This is a genomic window from Klebsiella sp. SYXHC3, assembly GCF_057196925.1.
This window is the reverse complement of record NZ_JBXUNG010000004.1, coordinates 232,144-244,506: the sequence shown is the minus strand read 5'-3', so window position 1 is coordinate 244,506 and position 12,363 is coordinate 232,144. Positions and strand designations below refer to the sequence as shown.

Genomic DNA, 12,363 nt, shown 5'->3' with positions numbered 1-12,363 from the left:
CGGCGCGCCGCAAAGGCGGCGCGCTTTCTTGTAGGCCTTAAACCTTCTCTTTTGCAAAAGCCATGCTTTTAACACTCTTCGCTTTCGAGAAATAATAATAGACCGGTGAGACCACCAATAAACCTATAATCCAGGAGAGATCCGCGCCGCCGAAGGTGAGGGCGATTGGCCCGGTATAAATTGAGGTCGACATAAACGGTACTTCGACCAGAATACCGAGGATATAGCAGGATATCGCCGTTGCATTAAAGTAGCCGTAAATACCGCCATCGCGTTTAAAGAAGGACTCAACGTGATATTCGCCATGGGCCACTAAATAATAATCGACCAGATTAATCGCCGTCCACGGCACCAGCACATACAGCAGCACGGTAATAAAGTTAGTGTAGATTAACAGGAAATTTTCCTGGCCATAGATGGCGAGGAATATCTCCAGCAGCATGGTCAAAATAGCGGTGATAATGCGTGCCCGCGCCATCGGCGACCAGCCGTCGATAAAGGTCTGGCCGAGCGTCAGGGTACAGAGTACGCCGCAGTACAGCATCATCGAATTGGTGGCGGCGATCCCCAGCGCCAGCACGATAATCACTATCGCCCCCATGCTGCCGGTCAGATCCATAATCCCTTGAATAATATCGTCATTACCGATACAAATCGCCACCAGTACCCCGAGCACCATCGGCAAATAGGAGCCGAGAATGCAGCCAAAATAGCTGGCGTAAAAGACGCTTTTATCGTTGGTGCTGTAGGGCATATAGCGGGAATAATCAGAGACATAGGGCGCATAGGCCAGTTGCCAGAGCGCGGCGATAGACACGGCGCCGAGAAAACCGACGATGTTGAAGCCACCGCGGTCGGCAAAATCGCCCGGCAGGCCATGGATGAAGACTATCCACACGAAGGTTGCCGCCAGTACGATACCGGAAATCCACGACATGATCCGCGCGTAGGAGTGGATGATCTTATAGCCAAAGATGGTGGCGAACAGGCTTAGCGCGCCAACCACGATAATCCCAATGTCCGAGTTCATCGGCTGATAAATCGCGTGCATCGACTGCCCGCCGAGCACCAGACTGGAGGCGGTAAAGCCGATATACATCAGTACGACAATCGAGACCACCAGTACCGAACCATAGGAGCCAAATTGCCCTTTGGTCTGGACCATTTGCGGTACCCCGAGTTTTGGCCCCTGCGCCGAATGCAGCGCCATAAAGAGCCCGCCGACCAGGCTGCCGATAAATAGCGCAATCACTGACCATAAAAAGGAAAGGTGGAAAATCGTCACCGACATCGCGCCGGTGATGACCGTTAACAACATAATGTTGGAGCCAAACCAAATGGTAAAGAGATCGCCTGGTTTGCCGTGACGCATATTTAAGGGGATAGGTCTGATGGTATTACTTTCAAGATTCTCGACATTAACAGATTGATGTTTTGTCATGGTGCTCTCTCATTATTTTGGTCTTCATCAGCGTAAGAGTGATATTTCAATGAGGAGTACAGCTAATCTACTCATCACAACATTTCATTCACCATTTTTACAACTCTGTATCATTTGCGAAATGACAAAAAATATCGGTGCTGGATATAAAAAAACTGCTTTATCTGGCGCTGGAAAAACGCCGCATTTGTGCGTTGCGCGTTTTTTAGAGCTTTATGCTTCGTGCTTAATTTTTTACTGGCAAACCCGCTGATGGTTTTTTATCGGGCAGATAAAACTCTGCCATATTGCGAGGGGATTAGAATGATGAACCGTAGAGAGAAATAACAATTCCCTGTTTTTATTGCGGTCTAATGAGATAGATGTTTGACCCCATAAAATAATGGGGAAATAAAATAATTAGCTGATACATCATGACATTAGAATTGTCGTATTGAGTAACCTAAAGTCATACAGATAATGGGGATAAGGGCGTTATGCGAGGCGCTTCACAATAACCAACAGATAATCAATATAAGGGCAGGAATGCGACATCCTGCCCGAAAATAATTAATAACCGACTTTATAAACCCGTCCGCTTTGGATCCCTTCGACGCTGCGGCGGTAGGCCTGCGCCACCGCTGCGGCCGGTACGCTGGAGAAACCGGGGAAAAAGCCGTCATAGGCTTCGACGGATTCACTGAGCACGGTGGGGCTTATCAGGTTAATGCGGATCCCGCGCGGTAATTCACAGGCGGCGGCGCGAACGAAGCCGGCCAGTCCGGCGTTAACGGTGGTGGCATTCACCCCTTGAGCGATGGGTTCATCGGCGACGATGCCGCTGATCAGGGTGATGGAACCGCCATCGTTAAGATAATGCTGGCCGGTGAGGGCGAGGCGAATCTGCCCCAATAATTTATCCTGCAGTCCCTGGTCAAAATCGCGGTCGGTCATCGTGCTTAGCGGGCCAAAGTATAAGCTGCCGGCTGCTGAGACGATGGCATCGACCGGGCCAATTTTCTCGAACAGCGCCTGCACGCTGTGCTGCGAGGTGATATCAACCTGCTCGTCGCCGTGGGTGCGGCCAACGCGGATAACCTCATGTTGGCGGCTCAGTTCTTCCGCAACCACGCGGCCAACGGTACCGCTGGCGCCAATAACGATAATTTTCATCGCAAACTCCTCAGTGAAGTGAGCCTCTATTCTTTAATTAATCGATTGTCGGATAAACTGGCTAAAAGTTAGATGATTGCTAACCAGGGGTTTGTAATATGGACAAGCTGCGTGGAATGGAGACGTTTGTCGCGGTGGTGGAGTGCGGCAGTTTTACCGGCGCGGCGGCGCGTCTTGAGATGTCGGCGGTGATGGTCGGCAAATATATCGCCTTACTTGAAGGCCAGCTCGGCACCCGCCTGCTGGAGCGAAATACCCGCCGGCAAAGCCTGACCGATGCCGGGCGAGTCTATTTTGACGAGGCGCGGCGTGTGCTCGAGCAGGTGGCGAATGCCGAGCGTTCGGTTGAAAGGCTACGGCTGGCCCCTGCCGGTACGCTACGGGTGAGCGCGCCGGTTTCTTTCGGCGCCAGCATTATCGCGCCGCTGACCGCCTCCTTTCTGCAGGCCTGGCCAGAGGTTCGCGTCGAGCTTGATTTGACGAACCGCATGGTGGACCTGGTGGATGAGGGAATCGATCTGGCGATTCGCATCGGCGATATCCAGCGTACCGACCTGGTGGCGAAGTATCTCGCCCCTTATCGCATGGCGATCTGCGCGGCGCCGGATTATCTGGCGCGCCACGGCACGCCGCAGACGCCCTCTGATTTAGCCGGGCATCAGTGTCTTTCGCATACGGTGTGGACCGCGCGCAACGAGTGGCGGCTACCTGGCGCTGCGGAAGAGGTACGCTGGAAGCGCGATGCGGTGCTGCGCTGCAATGATGGCTACGCGCTGCGTATGGCGGCGGTGGCCGGCGCCGGGCTGTTATTGCAGCCGGAAGTGCTGCTGGCGGAAGATTTAGCCAATGGCCGACTGGTGCGTATTTTACAAAATTACACCCCGGAACCGAGGCCGATACACCTGCTGTGGCGCCAGGATCTGCGCCCGTTACCGAAACTTACCCGCTTCGTCGAACATTTGTTAAAGGAAGTGAACGGTATTTATAAGCTATGATTATCGTGTCTGATGAAAGCATTCATCGTGAAACAGTAATGGAGGTATGGATAGATGGGATTATTAAGTTTTGTGAAAGAAGCGGGCGAGAAGATCTGGGATGCCGTCTCCGGCTCCAGCAAGGAAGATCAGGCTGACAAGCTGAAAAAACATATTGATAGTCTTAACCTGCCTGGTGCCGAAAAGGTCAATATTGCCGTAGCGGACGATGGTACCGCGACGGTAACGGGCGACGTCGGTTCACAGGAAGATAAGGAAAAAATTCTGGTCGCGGTAGGTAACGTAACCGGGATTGGCCAGGTCAACGATAGCGTTACTGTGACGCAGAGCGGAGCGGAAAGTCGTTACTATACGGTTAAATCCGGTGATACCCTCAGCGCCATCTCGAAAGCGATGTATGGCTCCGCCAATGACTATCAGCGTATTTTTGAAGCCAATAAACCGATGCTGAAGCATCCCGATAAGATCTATCCGGGGCAGGTACTGATTATCCCGGCGAAGTAAGCCGTGAATCAGGGATCAATAGCAACGTTTTGATGGAGACTGTAATGGGATTATTAGATCAAATCGGCGGCGTGCTTGGCGGGCAGGCTGGCAAAGCTGAACAACTTCAGGCGATCATGACCTGGATTGAACAGCAGGGCGGTATCCAGGGAATCCTGGAAAAATTCCGCAACGGCGGCTTAGGTGAAATCGTCGAGTCGTGGCTTAGTCAGCAGAGTAATATGTCGGTGAACAGCGATCAGATTACCTCGGTGTTCGGCTCGCCTGCGCTGCAGGATCTCGGCGCCAAACTGGGCGTTGATTCGCAAACCGCCTCATCGCTGATTGCGGAATACCTGCCAAAAATCGTCGATGGCCTGTCGCCGCAGGGCGAAGCGCCGGCCCAGGGCGACCTGGTCTCCGCAGGGCTTAATCTACTGAAAGGTAAGTTATTTAGTTAAACGCTTGCCGTTTGAGTTTTAACTTATCACATAATACGGGCCTGAATAACGGCCCGTATTTTATTATCCGCCATAAATTCACCGCCTCGTGATTATTTATTCTGTATTACTAATTGACAACTTACCGCTGCGTTGAAAATATCATTATTTAATCTTACCGGAACGGTTATGATAAATTTTTATGATATTTATCGGCGTCCTGCCGGGCTAATTAGTTTTTTTATTTTCTGTAGCCATAAACAAAGTAATTTACCCTTTCGCAAAATAATGCGCATTATCTCCAAAACATAAAAACACCTGCACATCACAACCATTATTAATGGTTCCTGACTTTGGAGAATGCTATGCCGACCAAAGAATCATCGCCGCCGCTTATTGAGAAGCACACCATTGGCTATATTCCGCCAGAAGATCGCCACGGTAAAACCCGCGATCTCTTTACCCTGTGGTTTGGCGGCAATATCGCGCCGCTGCCGATCGTTACAGGCGCCCTGGGGGTACAGATCTTTCATCTGAATCTGCTGTGGGGGATCGTTGCGATTTTAGTCGGCCATCTGGTTGGCGGGGCGCTGATGGCGCTGCACTCGGCGCAGGGGCCGCAGATGGGGATCCCGCAGATGATCCAGAGCCGCGCGCAGTTTGGATCTTTTGGTTCGCTGCTGGTGGTGGCGATCGCCGGGGTGATGTACGTCGGTTTCTTTGCCTCGAACATCGTGCTGGCCGGGCAGTCGCTGCACGGCATCGCCCCTGCCGTCCCACTGCCGGTGGGGATCGTGATCGGCGCGGTGGGATCCTGCGTGATTGGCATTATCGGCTACCGATGTATTCACATTCTCAACCGAATCGGCACCTGGGTGCTGGGCATCGGCATTATGGTCGGCTTTGGCTACATCTTCACGCATCTGCATACCGCCGATTTCTTAACCCGCGGCGGCTTTTCCTTCTCGGGCTGGCTGGCCACCGTGTCGCTGGCGGCGTTGTGGCAGATCGCCTTCGCCCCGTATGTTTCTGATTATTCGCGCTACCTGCCGGCGGATGTGCCCGTCGCCGCGACGTTCTGGACCACCTATCTTGGCTCGACGCTCGGTTCCAGTCTGTCGTTTATTTTCGGCGCGGTAGCGGTGCTGGCGACGCCGGTGGGGCTGGAAACCATGGATGCGGTAAAGCTGGCGACCGGCGCGATCGGCCCGTTGATGCTGGTACTCTTCCTGCTGAGCGTCATCAGCCATAACGCGCTTAATCTTTATGGCGCGGTGATGTCGGTGATAACCCTGGTGCAAACCTTCCTGTGGCGCTGGATCCCCGGCAGCCGCAGCCGGGCGCTGCTGTCGGTTATCGTGCTTATTTGCTGTGTGGTGGCGGCGATCTTCGCCTCGGCGGACTTTATCAGCCACTTTATCGATCTCGTTCTGGCTCTGCTGGTGGTGCTGGTGCCGTGGACCGCGATTAACCTGATCGATTTCTACGCCATTCACAAGGGCAACTACGATATTAACTCGATATTTCAGGTGGATGGCGGCATCTATGGCCGTTACAACCCGCACGCGCTGCTGGCCTACGCCATCGGCATCCTGGTGCAGATCCCGTTTATGAATACCCCGCTATACGTTGGCCCGGTCTCGGCGTGGTTTAACGGCGCCGATCTCTCCTGGCTGGTCGGCCTGCTGGTGACCTCGCCGCTGTACTATTGGCTGGCAAGCCGCGATAGCGCCTGGCGTCGCCGTCAGGTTGGCCTCAAGCAGGCGATGGATTAAGTTATAAAGCGGAGCGCCGCTGGCTGGCCTTACGGTACTGCAGCGGCGTCTGGCGCATCATCTTTTTAAAACAGGTAATGAAGTAGGTCACCTCGCCAAATCCCACCGCCAATGCGATGGCATCAATGCTCTCATCGCTATTACGTAGCAGATCGCAACTGCGTTTTATTCGCCGGGTGAGCAAATATTCATGGATATTGCCGCCGGTCTGCTGACGAAAAACCCGCGAGGTATAGCTGCGTGAAAGTCCTAGGTCGCAAGCCAGCTGATCGAGAGAAAACTTGCTGGCATAGTGGGCTTCGATCCAGTTCATAATCCGCGAGGCGACGGTCTGCTGGCGCGGCGGGTAGCGTTGCGGCTGCTCGGGTAGAAACGTCATTAGTTGCATCATCAAAAACGCCACCTCGCAGGCGGTGGTCTGCTCGTTATCCTCCAGACGCTGAAACTGTTCAAGGATCCTTTCGATAAATGCCGCGTGCTCGCTGAGGTCGTAAATTTGCGCCGGCAGATTACTGGCGGCCAGCGCCGCGAACTGGGCCTGATGGCGCGGGAAAGCGCTGAGCGCGCTCTCGACGACCGACTGCTCAATGTGCATGGTGGTGCGGTGATAAGGATTTTTATCGCTATGATCGACCTGCACTTTGTGCAAACGGAAGGGCGGAAAGATAAATAATCGCCCCGGACGGGCGGTGTAGTGCTGGTTATCCACCACCACGATGCCGTAGCCGCTGGATATATAAAGCAATTCGACGCATTGATGCCAGTGGTAGTAAAGCACGCTGGTGGTATACATGCGATTAAACGAAATGGCCTGCCGATCGAGCGTAATACGTTCCAGCAGTTGCGCTTCGCCCATTTTGCCTCCAGGACAATAGATTTAAATTTTTACGCCATCATTTGCAATTTATCCTCCGCGCGGCCGACAAAATCCAGCAAAAATGAAATGGCGGTTTAATTTTGTGAGTCCGCTCACTCAGCGCCGGGAATAAAAGCGGTTACTCTTCATCCAGACGTCGCACACGTGGCTTGATAAAAGCCTAATAACAATAACTTACCTCTATCCTCGTGTTATACGGGAGGACCCTGTGCAACCTGAAAACATTCATCTGGATAACCCACTGACAAGCCGGGAAGAGGTGCTACGGCTGGTCAATGAAATGTTGAACGCGGTGGCGCCTTATTTTAAAAACGACGCCAGCCGCATTGATTTAGCGAACTTCACCGCTCACTACGGCCAGCAGGTCGCGAGCATGGAAACCTTTTCCCGGCTGCTGTGGGGTGTGACGCCGCTGTTGGCTGGCGGCAGCGAGCCGCAGCATTTCTCTTTCTATTTACAGGCGATAAAAAACGGCACCAATCCGCAGCATGCCGATTACTGGGGCGAAGTCGCGCCTTACGATCAACGCATTGTCGAGATGGCGGCTTACGGATTATTGCTGGCGCTGGCGGGCGAAACCGTACTGGCGCACTTCACTGCTGCGGAAAAAGAGAACTTATGGCGCTGGTTAAAGCAGTGCGAGACCCAGGATATCCCGGATAATAACTGGCACTTCTTTCCGATTCTGGTGCAGGTTGGCTTTCATTATTGCGGTATGCCGACCAATCCGCAGGCGCGGGAAGATCATTTCGCCGCCATGGAACGTTACTACCTCGGCGATGGCTGGTACTCGGATGGTCCGGGCCGCCCGCGCGACTATTACATTTCGATGGGCTTCCATTTCTATGGCCTGATTTACGCGAAGCTGATGGCTGATGTCGATCCGCTGCGCTGTGCGGAACTGCGTCAGCGGGCCGCGCGTTTCTCCTCTGACTTCATCCATTTCTTTGCCGATGACGGCGCGGCGATACCGTTCGGCCGTAGTCTGACCTATCGCTTTGCCGAAGCGGCGTTCTGGAGCGCGGCGGCCTTCGCCGGGCTGGAAGTCTTTTCGCCGGGCGTGATGAAAGGCATCGTGTTACGCCACCTGCGCTGGTGGCTGAAGCAGCCGATGTTCGACCGCGACGGCGTACTGAGCGTTGGCTACAGCTACCCAAACCTGGCGATGGCGGAAGATTACAACGCGCCGGGTTCACCGTACTGGGGGCTGAAAACCATGCTGGTGCTGGCGTTAGGCGAGGGCGACGCCTTCTGGCAGGCGGCTGAGTTGCCGCTGCCGCCGCTGCCCGCGCAGCACACAATAGCCCATGCGGATCAGGTGCTGGTACATCAGGCCGATCACCTGTGGATGTTGACTTCCGGCCAGTTGGAGCTGAACAACTTCGTTAATACCGAAGCGAAATACTGCAAATTTGCCTACTCCACCCGCTTTGGTTTCACCATTGAGCGGGGGCGCTACGGGTTGAACCATGCCGCCCCCGATTCGATGCTGCTGCTGGCCGAAAAGGATAATTACTGGCGCGGCCGCCGCGAATGCCAGCAGGTGGTCACCGCTGACGGCATCATTTACAGCCGCTGGCTGCCATGGCGTGACGTGGTGATTGATAGCTGGCTACTGGCGCTGGGCGACTGGCAGCTGCGCGTCCATCGTATAACTACCCACCGCGCGCTGGATTGCGCGGAAGGCGGCTTTAGCCTGGCGAACCGTCCGCTGCCGCAGGCGCAAGAGCGTGACGGCGCCTGCTGCTTACGCAACGCCCGCGATATCTCGGCAATTTTCTGTTTACATCCGCACACCCGCCGTGGCGAGACGGTACTGACGCCGCCGAACAGCAATCTGTTGTTCGCCGAACGCGCGGCGGTGCCGGTGCTGCGCGGCGAGCTTGATGCGGGGACGCATTGCCTGCTAAGCGCGGTATGGGCGGGGAATGCCGCCGACTTCGAACCGCAACACTGCCCACAGGCCTTCATTAGCGATGACGCGGTACGCTTCGTGACGGCACGACAAGAAACGACGCTCGTTCTGGCCCCGGAGGCATCGCTATGAGCACATCATCGTCCGTACGCGCCGCGCAGTACAAAATGAGTACCTTTATTTTTCTCTACTTTTTCACCTGGTCATCCAGCTTTGGCCTGTACGCGCTGTGGCTGAGCCAGAAGGTAGGTCTCGATAGCATTACCATCGGCAGCGTGTTCGCCATTAATGGCGTTTTTGCGGTGGTTCTGAAACCGGTGTACGGCTACATCATGGACAAAATCGGCATGAGCAAGTGGCTGCTCTATTTTGTCTGCGCCATTTCCGCGCTGATGGCGCCGTTCTTCGCGCTGGTGTACCAGCCGCTGCTGCAAAGCCACGCGACGCTGGGGATTATCATCGGCGCGCTGTATTTGAGCCTTGGCTGGTACGCCGGGGTGGCGGCTTCCGAATCTTATGCCGACCGCTTTAGCCGTCTGTACGGGCTGGAGTTTGGCCGTATCAGAATGTGGGGTTCGCTGGGCTGGGCGATGGCGGCTTCGGTCTCCGGACTGCTGTTTAACTTCACGCCGCTGGCTAACTTTTTGCTCAGCAGCGGCACCTCGGTACTGATGCTGCTGGTGCTGATTAGCCTTAAAATCGGTGATGAACAGCTGCGCAATAACAACGTTATTTCCGCGAATAAGATCGTCTTTGCCGATGTGTTGATGCTGCTGAAAAATCGCAAATTCTGGATGTTCAGCCTCTACGTCGCCGGAGTCGCGTGGATGATGTTCATCGCCGAGCAGCAGTTCCCGCGCTATTTCGTCTCGTTCTTTGCCACCAAAGAGCAGGGCAACGCCTGGTACGGCTATCTCAGTACCGTACAGTCGGGGATGGAGTTCGTGATGATGATGTTTATCCCGTGGCTGGTGAACCATTATGGTGCCAAGCGCGGCCTGCTGTTCTGCGGCTGCGTGGTGGGGGCGCGGCTGATTGCCTCCGGCTTGACCAACGACCCGATTGTCATCTCCATCATCAAACCGTTTTACGGCGTCGAGATCGCGCTGCTGCTGATTTCAGTTTTCAAATACATCGCCGAACACTTCCATCGTCGGGTTAACGCCACGATGTACCTGCTGGGTTACCAGGCAATGATTTACGTCGGATCGATTGTGGTCGCGCCGCCGGCGGGTTACCTGTACGACAAAATCGGCTTTGAGCATACCTATCTGCTGATGGGCTGCTGCGCCCTGACGTTTACGCTGATTTCCGCTTTTACGCTATCGCGCTGCCAGTCGAAGCGCGATGCCTCACGACCCTTTACTCCGGCTTTAGATACCGCCTCGGTTGAACCGGCCAAACATTAATTCAGGAGTTGTTATGACCAAATCTGTTATCACCGAAGCGCTGCGGCCGATAGAACTGCATCAGGTCGACCGCCTGGCGTTGAGCCAGAAGCTGGAAGACGCGCTGGCTCGCGTGACGCGCAAGCTGGACAAAAATATCGTTGCCTTCGGCGATAAGTTCCCCGGCGAAGCCTGTGAAAACGGCATCTGGCCGCGTACCGATAACGTAGAGTGGACCACCAGTTTTTGGCCGGGCCAGCTGTGGCTGGCGTGGGAGATGACCGGCAAAGCGCACTACCGCGAAGCCGCCGAGCGCTATTTATCGTCGTTCGCCCGGCGTATTGAGCAGCGTATCGACACCGCGACCCACGACCTCGGCTTCCTTTATTCGCTCTCCTGCATCAGCGCCTGGCGGCTCACCGGCAATGAAGCCGCTCGCCAGTCGGCGCTGCTGGCTGCAGAGCGCCTGATGGAGCGTTTTAACCCGACGGCCAAAATTATCCAGGCGTGGGGCGACTTAAACGATCCGGAGCAGCAGGGGCGAATGATCATCGACTGCAATATGAACCTGCCGCTGCTGTACTGGGCCAGCGAGCAGACCGGCGACCCGCGCTACGCGCAGGCGGCAACGGCGCACGCCGGGCAGGCGGCAAACTATATCGTGCGTGAAGACGCTTCGACTTATCACACCTACTATATGGATGTGCAGACCGGCGAGCCGCGCTTTGGTAACACTCATCAGGGCTACAGCGATACTTCATGCTGGTCGCGCGGCCAGGCGTGGGGCATTTACGGTTTCCTGCTGAGCTATCAGCACACCGGCGATAAGCAGATGGTTGAACTGTCGCGCAGCCTGGCGCACTACTTCCTCAACCGCCTGCCGGAAGATGATGTTTGCCATTGGGATCTGGCGCTGCTCGGCACCGATGCCGTGCGCGACAGTTCGGCCGCGGCGATTGCCGCCTGCGGCCTGCTGGAGCTGGTCAAAGCGCTGCCAACGCTCGACGCCAACCGCGCGTATTACGAAGAGATGGCGCTACGCATTGCGCTATCGCTGACCGACAACTACCTGGCCCACGACGATGACCCTACCGAAGGGTTGCTGCAGCACTCGGTATATCACATGGGCAGCGGCAAGGGCGTCGATCAATGCTGTAGCTGGGGTGACTATTTCTATCTTGAGCTGCTGGCGCGGCTGCGACAGATTTGGTACCCGTACTGGTAACCCTCAAGGAATGGAGAGCGAGATGAAAAGCGTAGCCGTGTTATTAGCCCCCGGATTTGAAGAGGGGGAAGCGATAGTCACTATCGATATCCTGCGCCGTCTGAATATTGCGGTGCAGACAATTGCCTGCGGCGAGAGTCGCGAAGTGGTGAGCTACCACGCTATCCCGATGATAGCGGATAGCACCCTGAAGGCCAGCTTCGATCAAACCTTTGATGCCGTGGTGTTGCCGGGAGGCCCGGAAGGCAGTGTTAATCTGGCGAAAAGCGCGGAGGTCATTGCCTTCGTTCGCCGCCACGATGAAGCGGGTAAATATATCTGCCCGATTTGCTCCGCCGCCGCCCGCGTGCTGGGCGGCAATGGGCTGCTGAAGGGGCGTCGCTATGTCTGTTCCGGCGATCTTTGGCAGCAGGTGAGCGATGGCGTGTACGTGGATGCCGACGTCGTGGAAGACGGCAATCTGCTCAGCGGCCGGGGGTTGGGCAAGGTATTTGATTTTGCTTTCACCCTGGCGGCGCGGTTACAGGGCGATGAAGCGCCGGCGCGCGAACAGGCGGAACATATTTATTATCCGTGGTAGAGGAAAATAGCCAGTGACTGCTAAAGGCGCCTTAGTGGCGCCTTTTACTTTTGTAGCGCCCTCTCATGTCGCCTGGTTATTAGCGCGTCAAG

The 12,363-nt window shown here is 55.2% G+C and carries 11 protein-coding genes; 8 read left to right on the top strand and 3 right to left on the bottom strand.

Annotated features, from left to right (window positions below; genetic code table 11):
- Window positions 1–37 precede the first annotated feature (37 nt).
- Window positions 38–1,441: a purine-cytosine permease family protein gene (locus AC2CGP_RS13050; protein ID WP_015703479.1), complete on the bottom strand. Its 1,404-nt coding sequence runs from the start codon at window positions 1,439–1,441 to the stop codon at window positions 38–40.
- A 549-nt stretch (window positions 1,442–1,990) separates the two neighbouring features.
- Window positions 1,991–2,593, bottom strand: coding sequence for a short chain dehydrogenase (locus AC2CGP_RS13045; RefSeq protein ID WP_015369690.1), 603 nt, complete (start codon window positions 2,591–2,593; stop codon window positions 1,991–1,993).
- 98 nt (window positions 2,594–2,691) lie between these two features.
- Between AC2CGP_RS13045 and AC2CGP_RS13040 the strand changes: the two genes are divergently transcribed.
- The 4 genes from AC2CGP_RS13040 (at window position 2,692) to AC2CGP_RS13025 (ending at window position 6,286) form a co-directional block, all read left to right on the top strand.
- Window positions 2,692–3,588, top strand: coding sequence for a LysR family transcriptional regulator (locus tag AC2CGP_RS13040; protein WP_032715832.1), 897 nt, complete (start codon window positions 2,692–2,694; stop codon window positions 3,586–3,588).
- Between the two features lie 54 nt (window positions 3,589–3,642).
- Window positions 3,643–4,092 carry a peptidoglycan-binding protein LysM gene (gene lysM, locus AC2CGP_RS13035; protein WP_015369692.1) on the top strand — a complete coding sequence of 150 codons (450 nt, stop codon included), beginning with the start codon at window positions 3,643–3,645 and terminating at the stop codon, window positions 4,090–4,092.
- Between the two features lie 32 nt (window positions 4,093–4,124).
- The gene (locus AC2CGP_RS13030; protein WP_075208698.1) at window positions 4,125–4,532 is read left to right on the top strand and encodes a YidB family protein; all 408 of its coding nucleotides are present in this window, start codon (window positions 4,125–4,127) and stop codon (window positions 4,530–4,532) included.
- Between the two features lie 344 nt (window positions 4,533–4,876).
- On the top strand, window positions 4,877–6,286 hold the full coding sequence (locus AC2CGP_RS13025) for a purine-cytosine permease family protein (protein ID WP_015369695.1): 1,410 nt from the start codon (window positions 4,877–4,879) through the stop codon (window positions 6,284–6,286).
- A 1-nt stretch (window position 6,287) separates the two neighbouring features.
- On the opposite strand, the gene AC2CGP_RS13020 is transcribed toward AC2CGP_RS13025, so the two are convergent.
- A complete protein-coding gene (locus tag AC2CGP_RS13020) occupies window positions 6,288–7,142 on the bottom strand; it encodes an AraC family transcriptional regulator (protein WP_015369696.1) in 855 nt (284 codons plus the stop codon).
- 229 nt (window positions 7,143–7,371) lie between these two features.
- On the opposite strand from AC2CGP_RS13020, the gene AC2CGP_RS13015 reads away from it, so the two are divergent.
- Genes AC2CGP_RS13015 through AC2CGP_RS13000 form a run of 4 tightly spaced genes read left to right on the top strand, consistent with a single transcriptional unit; the run spans window position 7,372 to window position 12,271 of the window.
- Window positions 7,372–9,210 (top strand): DUF2264 domain-containing protein, encoded by a 1,839-nt coding sequence (locus AC2CGP_RS13015; protein ID WP_046883101.1) that lies wholly within the window; start codon window positions 7,372–7,374, stop codon window positions 9,208–9,210.
- Window positions 9,207–10,487 (top strand): oligosaccharide MFS transporter, encoded by a 1,281-nt coding sequence (locus tag AC2CGP_RS13010; protein ID WP_015369698.1) that lies wholly within the window; start codon window positions 9,207–9,209, stop codon window positions 10,485–10,487. The genes AC2CGP_RS13015 and AC2CGP_RS13010 overlap by 4 nt, the downstream gene beginning before the upstream one ends.
- Window positions 10,488–10,500: 13 nt before the next feature.
- Window positions 10,501–11,691, top strand: coding sequence for a glycoside hydrolase family 88 protein (locus tag AC2CGP_RS13005; protein ID WP_047076542.1), 1,191 nt, complete (start codon window positions 10,501–10,503; stop codon window positions 11,689–11,691).
- A 22-nt stretch (window positions 11,692–11,713) separates the two neighbouring features.
- Window positions 11,714–12,271, top strand: coding sequence for a DJ-1/PfpI family protein (locus AC2CGP_RS13000; RefSeq protein WP_015369700.1), 558 nt, complete (start codon window positions 11,714–11,716; stop codon window positions 12,269–12,271).
- The last annotated feature ends 92 nt before the right edge of the window (window positions 12,272–12,363 follow it).